8 protein-coding genes and 2 pseudogenes are annotated in these 13,569 nt (G+C 61.4%); 9 read left to right on the top strand and 1 reads right to left on the bottom strand.

What is annotated here, in order from left to right; genetic code table 11:
- The first annotated feature begins 39 nt into the window (after window positions 1-39).
- The 3 genes from selB (at window position 40) to torA (ending at window position 5,615) form a co-directional block, all read left to right on the top strand.
- Window positions 40-1,878: a selenocysteine-specific translation elongation factor gene (gene selB / locus ACVWZ0_RS01060; RefSeq protein WP_253456724.1), complete on the top strand. Its 1,839-nt coding sequence runs from the start codon at window positions 40-42 to the stop codon at window positions 1,876-1,878.
- A gap of 106 nt (window positions 1,879-1,984) precedes the next feature.
- On the top strand, window positions 1,985-3,130 hold the full coding sequence (locus ACVWZ0_RS01055; RefSeq protein ID WP_253456727.1) for a NapC/NirT family cytochrome c: 1,146 nt from the start codon (window positions 1,985-1,987) through the stop codon (window positions 3,128-3,130).
- Window positions 3,120-5,615, top strand: coding sequence for a trimethylamine-N-oxide reductase TorA (gene torA / locus ACVWZ0_RS01050; RefSeq protein WP_253456730.1), 2,496 nt, complete (start codon window positions 3,120-3,122; stop codon window positions 5,613-5,615). Before ACVWZ0_RS01055 ends, torA begins: the two co-directional genes overlap by 11 nt.
- Here torA and ACVWZ0_RS01045 read toward each other — a convergent pair.
- Complete coding sequence (locus ACVWZ0_RS01045; RefSeq protein ID WP_253456733.1) at window positions 5,599-7,584, bottom strand: autotransporter outer membrane beta-barrel domain-containing protein; 1,986 nt, start codon at window positions 7,582-7,584, stop codon at window positions 5,599-5,601. The two genes, torA and ACVWZ0_RS01045, sit on opposite strands and share 17 nt — an antisense overlap.
- Window positions 7,585-7,738: 154 nt before the next feature.
- Between ACVWZ0_RS01045 and ACVWZ0_RS01040 the strand changes: the two genes are divergently transcribed.
- The 6 genes and pseudogenes from ACVWZ0_RS01040 to ACVWZ0_RS01015 all read left to right on the top strand — a co-directional run bounded on the left by ACVWZ0_RS01040 (window position 7,739) and on the right by ACVWZ0_RS01015 (window position 13,527).
- The gene (locus ACVWZ0_RS01040) at window positions 7,739-8,302 is read left to right on the top strand and encodes a DNA-3-methyladenine glycosylase I (RefSeq protein WP_253456737.1); all 564 of its coding nucleotides are present in this window, start codon (window positions 7,739-7,741) and stop codon (window positions 8,300-8,302) included.
- A 120-nt stretch (window positions 8,303-8,422) separates the two neighbouring features.
- Window positions 8,423-9,076, top strand: a pseudogene (locus ACVWZ0_RS01035) (OmpA family lipoprotein); the annotation flags it as partial.
- Window positions 9,077-9,247: 171 nt separating this feature from the next.
- The gene (locus tag ACVWZ0_RS01030) at window positions 9,248-10,270 is read left to right on the top strand and encodes a LacI family DNA-binding transcriptional regulator (RefSeq protein WP_253456743.1); all 1,023 of its coding nucleotides are present in this window, start codon (window positions 9,248-9,250) and stop codon (window positions 10,268-10,270) included.
- Between the two features lie 189 nt (window positions 10,271-10,459).
- Window positions 10,460-11,182, top strand: coding sequence for a sugar phosphate isomerase/epimerase family protein (locus ACVWZ0_RS01025; protein WP_253456746.1), 723 nt, complete (start codon window positions 10,460-10,462; stop codon window positions 11,180-11,182).
- A gap of 3 nt (window positions 11,183-11,185) precedes the next feature.
- Window positions 11,186-12,140 (top strand): annotated as a pseudogene (locus tag ACVWZ0_RS01020) (sugar kinase).
- A gap of 103 nt (window positions 12,141-12,243) precedes the next feature.
- Window positions 12,244-13,527, top strand: a complete 1,284-nt coding sequence (locus ACVWZ0_RS01015) for an MFS transporter (RefSeq protein ID WP_253456753.1) — start codon at window positions 12,244-12,246, stop codon at window positions 13,525-13,527.
- The last annotated feature ends 42 nt before the right edge of the window (window positions 13,528-13,569 follow it).

Here is a 13,569-nt window from a genome sequence, read left to right as displayed (position 1 = left end):
GGCGCCTCCGCCGCGGCGCCTTAGCGCCGGGGCAAGCTGATGGTCATCGTCAGCGCAGGTCATGCCGCACACGGTAAAACTACGCTGCTGCAGGCGCTGACCGGCGCGGCGCTCGATCGGCTGCCGGGTGAAAAGCCTCAGGACAGCACGGTCGATCTCAACTACGCCTGGTGGCCGAGGCCGGATGGACGGATCTTCAGTTTTATCGACGTGCCGGGCCATCAAAAGCACCTCGCTAATATGCTCAGCGGCGTCACCGGCCCGGATCACGCGCTGCTCGCCGTGGCGGCCGATGACGGCATCATGCCGCAAACCCGCGAACATCTGGCGATCCTGCAACTGAGCGGGCAGCCGCCGCTGACCATCGCAATTACCAAAGCCGACCTGGCCAACGCCGCACGCATCAGCGACACCGAGCGGGAAATCCGTACGCTGGCCGCGCTGATGGGCTGGCCGGACGTCACGCTGTTTGTCACCAGCGCGCTGAACGCCACCGGCATCAGCGCCCTTGCCGACCATATCAGCCAGCTGCCACCGCGCGCGATCGCGCCCTGTAAACGCTTTCGCCTGGCTATCGATCGCGCCTTCAGCGTGCCGGGTACGGGCACTGTGGTCACGGGCACCGCGCTGGGCGGCGAGGTTCGCGTCGGTGACAGGCTCTGGCTGACCGGCATGAATAAAAGCGTCCGCGTGCAGGGTCTGCGGGCGCAAAACCAGCCTGCCAGCGTCGCCTGCGGCGGCCAGCGGCTGGCACTTAACCTTGTTGGCGGCGTCGAAAAAAGCGAGCTGTCCCGCGGCGACTGGCTGCTGCAAGAGCCGCCCGCCGTGCTTTCCAGCCGGGTGGTGGTGGCGCTCCAGCCGCTTCAGCCGTTAAAACAGGCGCAGCGGCTGCATATTCATCATGCCGCCAGCCATATCACCGGCAGCGTGACGCCGATGCAGGATAACCTGGCCGAGCTGACGCTGGATAAACCGCTGTGGCTGGCGGATAACGATCGGCTGATCCTGCGCGATATCACGGCCCGGCAAACGCTGGCGGGCGCTCGCGTGGTGCTGTTGATGCAGAAAAAAGGCTGTACGCCACAGCCCGACGCGACGCGCTGGCTACAGCAGCTGGCCAATGCGCAGGACGATGAGGCAACGCTGCGGCTTTTGCTTCAGGCCCGCCCCTGGCGCAAAACGCAGCTGGCCTGGGCACGCCAGCTGACCGCCGAAGGCTTTTCCGCTGCGCTCAGCGCCATTGCGCCGGTTGAAGCGGGCGACTATCTGCTGCTGGCAGAGGTTACCGCAGGATGGCGGCGGCAGGTGCTGGATACGCTGGCGGGCTACCATCGCAAGCACGAAGACAGGCCGGGGCTGGGGCGAAGCCGCCTCAGAAGGATGGCGCTGCCCGGCCTGCCGGAAGCAATCGGGCTGGCGGTTATCGACTTATTGCTGGCCGACGGCGCGCTGGCGTTTCGCTATGGCTGGCTGCGTCTGCCTGCTTTCTCCGTCAGCTTTACGCCAGAAGAGCAGGCGCTGTGGCAGCAGGCCAAACCGCTGCTGGCGCAGGATAGCGGGTGGGTACGCGATATGGCAGCCTGCCTGAACGCCGACGAGGCGCTGATGCGTCTGACGCTGCAAAAAGCCGCCAGCAGCGGCGAAATTGCGGCGATTGTTCACGATCGCTACTACTCCCGCGCGCTGATTGAACGGTTTGCCGACACCATTCGCCAGCGGCATCAGCAGGGGCTTGCCACCCGCGCGGCGGACTTTCGCCGCCTTTTCGCTATGGGCCGCAAGCTGGCGGTGCAGATCCTGGAATTTTTCGACCACAGCGGCTTTACCCATCGTCAGGGCAGCGATCATCTGCTGCGCGACAACAGCATGTTCCCCTAATCCTCCTTTTTCCCTAACGCTTCCCTTATTGATGCGACACAAATTTAGCCCGCTGATTTTGTGGGATAAATAAGCCTGTTTTTTAAACAAAGGGATTTGAGCTTATATGAAAATTTTCAGTAAGCGCCGCTGGCCGTTTATCGCGCTGATTGCTATCGCCACGCTGCTGGTCGTCGCCGGCAGCGCGGTAGTGCTGCACAAAACCAGCGACACCGCTTTTTGCGTTTCCTGCCACAGCATGTCGAGGCCGCTGGCGGAATATCAGGGCAGCATTCACTTCCAGAACCATGCCGGCATCCGCGCGGAATGCGCCGACTGCCACGTTCCCAACGAGCCGCTGGCCTGGATGGCGACCAAGCTGGGCGCGAGCAAGGATCTGCTGGGCGAACTGACCGGCAAGCTGGACAGCGAAGAGCAGTACAACGCCCACAAGCTGGCGATGGCGGAGTCGGTATGGCAAAAGATGAAGGCCAGCGATTCTGCGACCTGCCGCAGCTGCCACAGTTTTGCCGCGATGGATATGCTGGGCCAGCGGCCGGAAGCCAGGAAAGCGCACCCTGTTGCGCTGAAAAGCGGCGAAACCTGCATCGACTGCCATCGTGGCGTGGCGCACATCCTGCCCGATATGCGCGCCAGCAACGCTTCCGGCGCCGCTCAGCTAACCGCGCTGGCCGCCGCAGCCAAAACCGATAACCGTCCTCTGTATCCCATCAGCACGCAGCCTTTCACCCTGGCATCCCATGACGGGCCTGCCGCAGGCACGCTGTTTCCGGCGGCGGAGCTGCTGCCGTACCGGCATAAAAATGGCCGTACTGAAGCACAGCTGAAAGGCTGGCAGCAGGATGGCTCGACCGGCGCGATTTACGCGGCCAAAGGCAAACGCATTATCAGCGCCATCGTCGCGCCGGAAGCCGCGCCGCAGATAAAAATCCTCGCCACGGAGGAAGACAGCCAGACGGAAACAAGCTGGCACCGCGTTTCGCTCGATATAGCGGTCGCCAGCGACGCGCTGATTGCCGATCGGGACAAGCTCTGGCAGCAGGCCGCCAGCCTGATGACCGCCAACTGCACGGGCTGCCACGGACTCACCGCGCCCGACCACTACACGGCGAACCAGTGGACGGGGGTGATAAAAGGCATGGCCTCGCGCACTTCGCTGGATACGGAGCAGCTGCGCCTGCTGACGCGCTACGCACAGCAGTACGCCAGCGACATGAAGTCGACCGCACAGGGAGAACCCCATGAAAAATAATCGTTTCGGCCTCAGCCGCCGCCAGTTTCTCGCCGCAGGCGGCACGCTGCTGGCCGCCGGCTCGCTGGATCTGCTATACGCCCGCTCCGCGCTGGCTCAGGCCATCAGCCAGGCAATGCCGCTGTTTACCGCGCTCAGGCCCGCCAGAAAAGGCATCCTGACCGCCGCTCACTGGGGCGCTTTTGAAGCGCTGGTAGAGAACGGAAAAATGGTCGGCGTACAGCCCGTGGAGGACGATCCCGCGCCCAACGAGCTGATCACTATGGCGCCTTATCAGGTTCACGCAGCCAACCGCATCACCGCGCCGATGGTGCGGCAAAGCTGGCTGGAGCACGGGCCGGGCAGCAATACGGCGCTGCGCGGCCGCGATAAGTGGGTCAGCGTCAGCTGGGAAAAGGCCACCGAGCTGGTCGCCAACGACATCCGCAGGCTACAGCGCGAGCACGGCCCGTCCGCTATTTACGCCGGATCCTACGGCTGGAAAAGCACCGGGATGCTGCACAACTCCCGCGCGCTGCTGCACCGCCTGATGAACCTGGCGGGCGGCTTTCTGGGCTACAGCGGCGATTACTCTACCGGCGCGGCGCAGGTGATTATGTCGCACGTGGTCGGTTCCATGGAGGTTTACGAGCAGCAAACCAGCTGGCCGGTGGTGGTGGAAAGCAGCGAGCTGGTGGTGCTGTGGGGCTGCAATCCGCTGGTAACGCTGAAAAACAGCTGGAACGTGCCGGATCACGTCGGGCTGGAAGGATTTGCGGCGCTGGCCGCCAAAGGCACGCCGGTTATCTGCATCGATCCCGTATTTAGCGACAGCGCCAAAGCGCTGAATGCGGAATGGATCGCGCCGAAAGCCTATACCGACGCCGCGATGATTTTGGGCCTGGCGCATACGCTGCTGGCAGAAAAGCGCCATGACGAAGCTTTTCTTGCCCGCTATACCACGGGTTTTGAAAAGTTTCGCGCCTACCTGCTGGGCGAAAGCGACGGCCTTGTCAAAAGCGCGGAATGGGCCAGCGAGATCTGCGGCATCGCGCCGGCGCAGCTGCGCCAGCTGGCAAGAAGGATGGCAGGTCAGCGCACCATGATCATGGCCGGCTGGGGCATTCAGCGCCAGCACCGCGGCGAGCAGCCGCACTGGCTGCTGGTAACGCTGGCCGCCATGCTCGGGCAAATCGGCCTGCCGGGCGGCGGTTTCGGCTTCAGCTACCACTACTCTTCCGGCGGCAGCCCAACGGCGCGAGGCGGGATCCTGTCGGGCATCAGCGCGGGCGTCGCGCCTGCCGGTTCGCCGCCGCCGATCCCGGTAGCGCGCATTGCCGACTGCCTTGCCAATCCCGGCAAAACTATCGCTTTTAACGGCAAAGAGGTGACTTATCCCGACGTCAAAATGGTCTACGTCGCGGGGGGCAATCCTTTCCACCACCATCAGGACACCAACAATTTGCTGCTGGCCTGGCAACGCCCGGAAACCATCGTGGTGCAGGATCCTTACTGGACGGCCACCGCCAGACACGCCGATATCGTGCTGCCCTGCACCACCAGCTATGAGCGCAACGATATGGATATGGGCGGCGACTATTCGCAGCGCTATCTGTTCCCGATGCGCCAGTGCGTGCCGCCGCAGCACCAGGCGCGCAGCGATTTCGCCATTTTTCAGGCCATTGCGGCCAGGCTCGGCGTCGAACAGGCTTTTACCGAAGGCCGCGATGAAATGCTGTGGCTGAAAAAGCTGTATGACGATATGAAGCAGCAGGCCAGAAACGCCGGCGTCCCGCTGCCGCCGTTCGATCTGTTCTGGCAGTCCAATAACTACATTCGCTTTCCGGTACCGGAAGAGAATAAAAAGTGGGTGCGCTTTGCTGACTATCGCGCCGATCCGCTGTTGAATCCGCTCGGTACGCCCAGCGGGAAAATTGAAATCTTCTCTAAAACTATCGCGGCGATGCACTACGACGACTGCGCGGGCCTGCCGGGCTGGCAGCCGCCGCAGGAGTGGCACGGCAGCCCGCAGGCGCAGCGCTATCCCCTGTCGCTGAATACCGCGCATCCGAGCCATCGACTGCATTCCCAACTGGATAACACGCCGCTGCGGCAAAAATATGCCGTCAGCGATCGCGAAGCGATCCTGATCCATCCGCAGGATGCCGTCACCCGAGGGATCCAGTCCGGCGATCTGGTCAGGGCGTTTAACGATCGGGGTCAGATCCTGGTCGGCGCGCTGGTAACGGAAGCGATCCGTCCCGGCGTAGTGCGCATCAGCGAAGGCGCCTGGTACGATCCCGCCGAGCCTGCCGAACCGAAAACGCTGTGCAGGAACGGCAACGTAAACTGCCTGACCTTCGATATCGGCACCTCACGGCTGGCGCAGGGCAACTGCGGGCAGATGGCGCAGCTGGAGGTGGAGAAATTTACGGGCGCGCCGCCGCCCAATACCGCTCATGCCGTGCCGGAAAGCGCACGCCAGCCGATCAGAAACGCGCGCTGACGCCCAGGTTATAGATAAACTGCTCGCCGGTGCTGAGGCCGCCGGTTTGCGACACCGAGGCGAAGGCCGCCGCGCTGTCGCCCAGCGGCAAGTTTGCGCCGACGGTCACGTCCGCCCAGTTGCTGTCCTGGCGGGCGGTATCGCGCGTGAAGCGGGTCTGCGTTGACTTCAGCCCGCCGCCGGCGCGCCAGACGTTATCGCCAAACTGGTGGTTATAGCTGACCGCCGCCCAGGGATTGATCCCGCCCAGCGTGGCATCCAGCCGCCAGCCCAGCGCGCCAATCTGCGAATGGTAGTTCTGATCGGCGAAGCGCATGGCGGTGCTGCTCTCGCCCCGCTCGCTGTAGCCCTCTACCGAACTGTAATCCAGCGCGTACTGTGCCGTCGGGCCGGTGGTAAGCGACGCGCCCAGCGGAAAATCCCAGCCGGTGGTAATACGCGCGCCGAGCTGTTTACCGTCGGTATCGCCCTTTTCCGTCCGCGTCGCCGGGCCGATGGCAAAACGCCGCTGGATATCGTCATAGCGGGCAAAAGCGTAGTGCACATCCGTATTTATCCAGCCGTTGTCCAGAAAAGCGAGCTCGCTCCAGGCCGAAAATAGCCAGCCGCGCAGCTTGTAATCGAAGCGCGGTGAAGGATGCTGCGTGTCGTCCGAGCCGGAAACCAGCGCGCCCACCAGCAGCGAATCGGTCAGCTTATAGTCCACGCCCAGCGTCAGGTTATGGGTGGTGGCGTTGCCGTCGCCCGCCGCCAGATTGGCGGCATAGTCGTAATGTTGACCGGCGTAGCCGCCGAACACGTTAAGCGATCCCTGCGGATTGTCGCTGTGGCGCTGCTGCTGCAAGCGACTGTCGAGCGTGGCGCGCGCATCGCGAGAGAGCGCCAGCATCGCCTGATCCAGCGCCACCACCTGCGCGGGCGCGTTCAGCACGGCCTCAATATAATCGGCGATCAGCTGGTGCGTAGCGGGGCCGGGATGCAGACGATCGGCAAACAGCAAAGCCTGCTCGTCGGAAAAGCCGGGCGTAGCCGAAGTGCAGACCGCCGCTGAAACGCCGGGCGGGCAGGCCATGCCGGCCGTATTGCTTAAGCCATAGCGCGCCGGGTCACTGAGGATCTCGCTGAAAAGACCGTTGATATCCACGCGCACAATGTTGCCGCCCAGCTGCGCCAGCCGATCGTCTTCCAGCTGGTTATAGCGGTTGGTTAGCGCGCTGCCCTGCTCGCTAAGGCTTTGCCAGGCGGCAAACAGCCGATCGGCGATAGCCTGCCGCACGGCGGTCACGCTGCTGGCCTCACCGGCGGCGGCGTACAGCGCCTGGTAAATCGCCTGATTGCGGCTGTTCAGATCCGGCGTCGTCTGGCCGTTCAGGGAAGCGAAGGCCGCAGCCAGCGCCGTACCGGCAACGGGCGCCAGGCCGGTCTGGATGACCGCTTCCAGCAGCACCGGCGCCGCACCGATATTGGGCACGGTCGGCACGATAACCGTTCCGGCTCCGGCAGCCAGCAGCTGCTGTACCTGGCCTGCGGCGGCAAAAGCACTGTTGCTGACCAGCCCTGCCGCCTGCTGCGGATTCAGCGCGGCCGCCGCCAGATCGTTGCCACCGATCCAGTGAATATAGAGGCCGTCGGCATCCGCCTGGCCGCCCCTGGCCGCCAGATAAGCGGCGAGCTGGTTAGCCGTATTGTTGTCGGCATTCAGCAGCGGCAGCGCCACCGCTTCGCCCGCGGCATAGTTGCTGCCGCCGTTATTGGAAGGCTGGAGCGACTGGTCGATTTTTGCGGCCAGAATTTCGTCATAGAGCGGATGTCGGCTGCTGTCCCAGGTATAGCGGCCGTTATTACCGCCATCGCTCAGGCTGTCGCCAAAGACGGTGTAGCTATCCCAGGCCAGCACCGGAAAAGTCGAGACGGCATAAAAGAGCCACGCGCTTCCGGCAGCGCGCAGGCGCGAATATTTTTTTAGCATGGCGTGACTCCAGAAAGAGCCTGAAAGCGGCGGCATGACGCCGGTTATTTTGTTGCTATCATCGTCAACCTGTCAGATAACTATTGCCTTTCCGGGCATTGCGTCAAGCCTTTTACGTGTATTTTTTAACCGATTCAGATAAGGAACTTTACTTATGCAGCGTTGCGGTTGGGTGACTCAGGATCCGATCTATCTGGCCTATCATGATACGGAATGGGGCGTGCCGATTACCGACGCGCAGGCGCTGTTTGAAATGCTGTGCCTGGAAGGTCAGATGGCCGGCCTTTCCTGGCTGACCGTCTTAAAAAAGCGGGAAAACTACCGGCGGGCGTTCTGCGGTTTCGATCCTGAGCAGGTGGCGTTGATGACGGAAAGCGACCTCGATTGGCTGATGCTGGACAGCGGGCTGATCCGCCATCGCGGCAAGCTTTCCGCTATTGTCGCCAACGCGCGCGCGCTGCTGGCGATGGCGGCGCAGGGCGAGGCCTTTGCTGAGTTTATCTGGCAGTTTGTCGATCGCCAGCCGCAAATCCACCGCTACAGCGACTATCGCGCTGCGCCAACCTTCAGCACCGTTTCCGATGCCCTTTCTAAAGCGCTAAAAAAGCGCGGCTTTAAATTTGTCGGCACCACTACCTGTTATTCGTTTATGCAGGCCTGCGGGCTGATTAGCGACCACACGACCAGCTGTTTCTGTCATCCGGATAACCTCAGGTAGCGTCTCTTTACAAATTTAGGAAGACAACACGGTTTTTTTTCGGCGCGGGGTCGGCATAATCGCTTCTTTTCAGGCTATTTTCGCCAGTCGCTGTTCAGGAAACGCTATCCATGATAAAAACGTTTTGTTACTCTTGCTCTGGTTTTGAGCGGTACCATCGCCCTGTCGGGCTGCACCACGAATCCTTACACCGGCGAACGCCAGGCGGGTAAAGCCGGTATCGGCGCGGGCCTGGGCGCCGCGCTGGGCGCAGGCGTCGGCGTGCTCTCCTCTTCCAAAAAAGATCGCGGCAAAGGCGCGCTGATTGGCGCAGCGGCAGGCGCGGCGCTGGGCGGCGGCGCGGGCTACTATATGGACGTGCAGGAAACCAAGCTGCGTGAAAAAATGCGCGGCACCGGCGTCAGCGTGACGCGTGAAGGCAATAATATCGTGCTGAACATGCCGAACAGCGTCACCTTCGACAGCAGCAGCAGCTCGCTGAAGCCTGCAGGTGCCAACACGCTGACCGGCGTGGCAATGGTGCTGAAAGAGTATCCAAAAACCGCCGTTAACATCGTCGGCTATACCGACAGCACCGGCAGCCGCCAGCTGAACATGAACCTGTCGCAGCAGCGTGCCGACAGCGTAGCCAGCTCGCTGATCACCCAGGGCGTGGCGACCAATCGCATTCGCACCGGCGGCATGGGGCCGGACAACCCGGTCGCGACCAACAGCACGGCCGCAGGTAAAGCGCAGAACCGTCGCGTGGAAATCACCCTCAGCCCGCTGCAGTAATCCCGCCAGCCGGACAATCTTTGTCCGGCTGTTTCCCTGCCCAACCGCCTGACTGTGGGCGAGACCGCCCTTATGCTTTATGATGGCCGGATCCGCTTTCCGCCATTACCCGCTATCTTAAGATTTAAGCCCGTGATGGCTGCTTTCATTTTTACTCGTTCAAGGATCGCTATGAACCGCAAGGCCGCACGCGCGACAATCAGCGACGTTGCCAGAAAAGCCCATACGGGCAAAACCAGCGTTTCTCGCTATCTCAACGGCGAGCAGCACCTTCTGTCCGCCGATTTAAAGCAGCGGATTGAAACCGCCATTGCCGAACTTAACTATCGACCCAGCCAGATGGCGCGTGGCCTGAAGCGCGGGCGCACCCGCTTAATCGGCCTGATTATCGCGGATATTACCAATCCTTACTCCGTTGATGTGATGTGCGGCATTGAGGCGGCCTGCCGCGCGCAGGGCTTTACGCTGCTGATGTGCAACACCAATAACGAGGTGGACCAGGAGCAGCACTATCTGAATCTGCTCAGCAGCTATCAGGTGGAAGGGATCGTGGTTAACGCCGTGGGGATGCGCGAGGAAGCGCTGAGCCATCTCCAGCAGTCGCTGCTGCCGATGGTGCTGATTGACCGTAAGATCCCTGATTTCGCCTGCGACGTGGTAGGGCTGAATAACCACGAGGCCGCCGCGCAGGTCACAACGCATCTGCTTGAAGAAGCCTTTGACGCCATTCTGTTTGTTACCGAGCCATTGGGCACCGTCAATACCCGCCACGAGCGCCTCAAGGCGTTCCGGGAAACGATGGCGCAGCATCCGCAGCGCGAGGCCGAACAGGCCGAAGTGGCGTTAAACGACAGCGCGCGGCTGGATGGCATCCTGCAAGATTTTTATCAGCGCCATCGCCACCAGCGCTGCGCCGTATTGGCCGTTAATGGCGCGCTGACGCTGCAAATCGCGCGCAGCTTCAAACGCCTGGATCTGCGCTGGGGCGAAGATTTAGGGCTGCTGGGCTTTGACGAGCTGGTCTGGTCGGAACTGGCGGGCGGCGGCATCACTACGCTGAAACAGCCTACGTGGCAGATTGGCTACGCGGCGCTGGAGCAGGTTATCCGCCGTATTGAAGGTGACGAAGCGCCGCCGTGCGAGCAGCTCTACTCCGGTGAGTTGATTATCCGCAGTTCCACGAAGTTCGCCTGATTTCTCTTCTTTTCACCGTATTAACGCAGCGGTCGGCCTGACCCGCTTCGTTCTGACGCTTTTCCAGTAAATTTCCAAATAATTGTCCACATCGTGAGCGCGATCATAAAACCGCGCTCCGCCCCTTTCGGTTGGAACCGGTTCCAGTTAACGTTTTTGTAACGTCAGGGCCACCGCCCGGAGGAAAAGATGAAACCTGAAATTATTGTAGTGACCGCCGCCTATGGCCGCGATCGGATCGGCGAACTCGGCGGTCAGCAGGCCGTGGTGCCGATTGTCGCCGCTGCCGGCGCAGACGGCATTGAGATCCGCCGCGAGCTGTGCAGCGAAGCGGAAATCCAGCAGCTGCCCGCGTTGGGCAAGGCAATCAGCGATGCCGGATTGACGGCGTTCTACTCCGTACCGGAAGCGCTTTATACTGAAGAAGGAGCGCTGAATCCTGGGCTGGCAAGCCACCTCAACGAGGCGCAGCAGTTAAACGCCCGCCTGATAAAATATTCATTAGGCCACTATCAGCCCGGTTCGGATGGCTCGCCGCTGCGCGACGGGCTGACGCTGGTGGTGGAAAACGATCAAACCGACTGCGGCACGCTCGCCGCCCTCAACGGCTATTTTTCTGACAACGCGCCTGTTGGGATGACGTTTGATATGGGCAACTGGCTATGGGTGGGCGACGACCCCATCCGGGCAGCGGGAAAGCTGGCGTCTTTCGTCAGCTACGTGCACGTCAAAGCCGCTGCGCCGACCGCTGACGGCTGGCGCGCCATCGCGCTGGACGAGGCTGATAATCTGTGGCGGGAAACGCTGGCGCTGCTGCCCTCCGACGTGCCGCGCGGTATTGAGTTCCCGCTGGAAGGCGACGACCTGGTGGCCGTCACCCGTCACTATGTAGATTTGCTGCGAGAGGTATAAATCATGACCCTTCATGAAAACGGCACGCTGGATGCGGTGACCATCGGCGAAGCGATGGCGATGTTTATCGCCAGCGACACCGGCGATCTGGCGGCGGCGGAGCATTTTACCAAACGTATCGCCGGGGCCGAGCTGAACGTCGCTATCGGCCTGGCTCGCCTGGGCCTGAAGGTAGGCTGGGTCAGCCGCGTCGGCGATGATTCCTTTGGCCGCTTTACGCGCCAGCAGCTGGAAAAAGAGGGCGTCGACAGCCATCAGGTGACCACCGATGCTCGCTATCCTACTGGTTTCCAGCTGAAATCCCGCGTGGAAGACGGCTCCGATCCGCTGGTGGAATATTTCCGTAAAGGCTCTGCGGCCAGCCATCTGTCGGTTGAGGATTTCAACCGCGACTATTTTGGCGCAGCGCGCCACCTGCATCTGAGCGGCGTGGCGGCGGCCATCTCCGACAGTTCGCTGGCGCTGTCAAAGCATGCGGCGCAGGAGATGAAGCGGATGGGCAAAACCATCTCCTTCGATCCGAACCTGCGTCCCGTGCTGTGGTCAAGCGAGCGCGAAATGGCTACCCAGCTCAACGCGCTGGCGGGCTTTGCCGACTGGGTTTTACCGGGCATCAGCGAAGGCAAAATCCTGACCGGCTACGACCAGCCGGAAGCGATCGCCGATTTTTATCTGGCGATGGGCGTCAAAGCGGTCATCATTAAAACGGGCTGCGAAGGCGCCTGGTATAAAACCCGCCGAGGGCGAAAAAGGCCAGGTCGACGCGATCAGAACCGCTAACGTGGTGGATACGGTTGGCGCGGGCGACGGCTTTGCCGTTGGCGTCATCAGCGCGCTGCTGGAAGGGAAAACCCTGCCGCAGGCGATTAAGCGCGGCAACCGCATCGGCTCGCTGGCTATCCAGGTCAGCGGCGACAGCGAAGGCTTGCCCACGCGCGAAACGCTCGGCGATTTTTAAACAGCGGGCGACACGAACCGGACCAGGCTTCTAACCGAACCATAATGAGCCGCACCTACCCTACAACGCAGAGTGCGGCCACCTCCAACAGAGGAAGCAGACGATGAATAAGCAGACAATCGCGCCTAAACGCTGGTGGTACATCATGCCCATCGTGTTTATCACCTACAGCCTGGCGTATCTCGACAGGGCCAATTTCAGCTTTGCCTCGGCCGCCGGCATCAATGAAGATCTGGGCATCACGCACGGCATGTCGTCGCTGCTGGGCGCCCTGTTCTTTCTTGGCTATTTCTTTTTCCAGATCCCCGGCGCGGTGTACGCCGAACGCCGCAGCGTAAAAAAACTGGTTTTCGTCTGCCTGGTGCTGTGGGGCATTTGCGCCTCGCTGACCGGCATGGTCAGTAATATCCCGATGCTGGCGGCCATCCGCTTTGTGCTGGGCGTGGTGGAAGCGGCCGTGATGCCGGCCATGCTGATCTATATCAGCAACTGGTTTACCAAGTCGGAACGCTCTCGCGCCAATACCTTCCTGATCCTGGGCAACCCGGTCACGGTGCTGTGGATGTCCGTGGTTTCCGGCTATCTGATCAATGCCTTCGGCTGGCGCGAAATGTTTATTTTTGAGGGCATTCCGGCGGTGATCTGGGCCGTGGCCTGGTGGTTTATGGTGCAGGATAAGCCCGCTCAGGCGAAATGGCTGAGCGAAGAGGAAAAAGCGGCGCTGGCGGCACAGCTGCAAAAAGAGCAGGAAAACATTAAGGCGGTGCGCAATTACAGCGAGGCGTTCCGCTCGCGCAATGTCATTATCCTTTGCGTTCAGTATTTTACCTGGAGCATCGGCGTCTATGGCTTTGTGCTGTGGCTGCCTTCTATTCTTCGCAACGGGATGCAGATGGGCATGGTGGAAGCGGGCTGGCTCTCTGCGGTGCCTTACCTGGCCGCCACCGTGGCGATGATCCTGGCTTCCTGGGCTTCCGACAAGCTGCAAAACCGTAAACTCTTTGTCTGGCCGCTGCTGTTAATTGGCGCGCTGGCGTTTTTAGGTTCATATCTTGTAGGGGCGAATAATTTCTGGCTGTCGTTCAGCCTGCTGGTGGTGGCCGGTGCCGCGATGTACGCGCCTTATGGCCCGTTCTTCGCCATTATCCCGGAAATGCTGCCGCGTAACGTGGCGGGCGGCGCAATGGCGCTGATTAACGCGATGGGCGCGCTAGGCTCTTTCCTAGGCTCCTGGGTCGTGGGTTATTTGAACGGCGCGACGGGCAGCCCTTCCGCTTCGTATATCTTTATGGGGGTATCGCTGCTTATCTCGGTCTGGCTGACGCTGATCGTAAAGCCAGCAGCCAATAAGCAACCCCCGATGCCGCATGGCGCTAAACACGCTTAACGGTGCGGGCCGCCTGGCCCGTGCCTTAAAGAAACAGGGAGA

It is taken from the genome of Erwinia sp. TECH1 (assembly GCF_054057575.1).
Note: the sequence above shows the minus strand (reverse complement) of the source record. Positions and strands in the feature narration are given on the sequence as shown.

Bases quoted from the DNA above. Each gene is read 5' to 3' on its own strand.
- ACVWZ0_RS01015 (WP_253456753.1), top strand. From the start codon at position 12,244: ATGAATAAGCAGACAATCGCGCCTAAACGCTGGTGGTACATCATGCCC.
- ACVWZ0_RS01025 (WP_253456746.1), top strand. From the start codon at position 10,460: ATGAAACCTGAAATTATTGTAGTGACCGCCGCCTATGGCCGCGATCGG.
- selB (WP_253456724.1), top strand. From the start codon at position 40: ATGGTCATCGTCAGCGCAGGTCATGCCGCACACGGTAAAACTACGCTG.
- ACVWZ0_RS01040 (WP_253456737.1), top strand. From the start codon at position 7,739: ATGCAGCGTTGCGGTTGGGTGACTCAGGATCCGATCTATCTGGCCTAT.
- ACVWZ0_RS01030 (WP_253456743.1), top strand. From the start codon at position 9,248: ATGAACCGCAAGGCCGCACGCGCGACAATCAGCGACGTTGCCAGAAAA.
- ACVWZ0_RS01045 (WP_253456733.1), bottom strand. From the start codon at position 7,584: ATGCTAAAAAAATATTCGCGCCTGCGCGCTGCCGGAAGCGCGTGGCTC.
- torA (WP_253456730.1), top strand. From the start codon at position 3,120: ATGAAAAATAATCGTTTCGGCCTCAGCCGCCGCCAGTTTCTCGCCGCA.
- ACVWZ0_RS01055 (WP_253456727.1), top strand. From the start codon at position 1,985: ATGAAAATTTTCAGTAAGCGCCGCTGGCCGTTTATCGCGCTGATTGCT.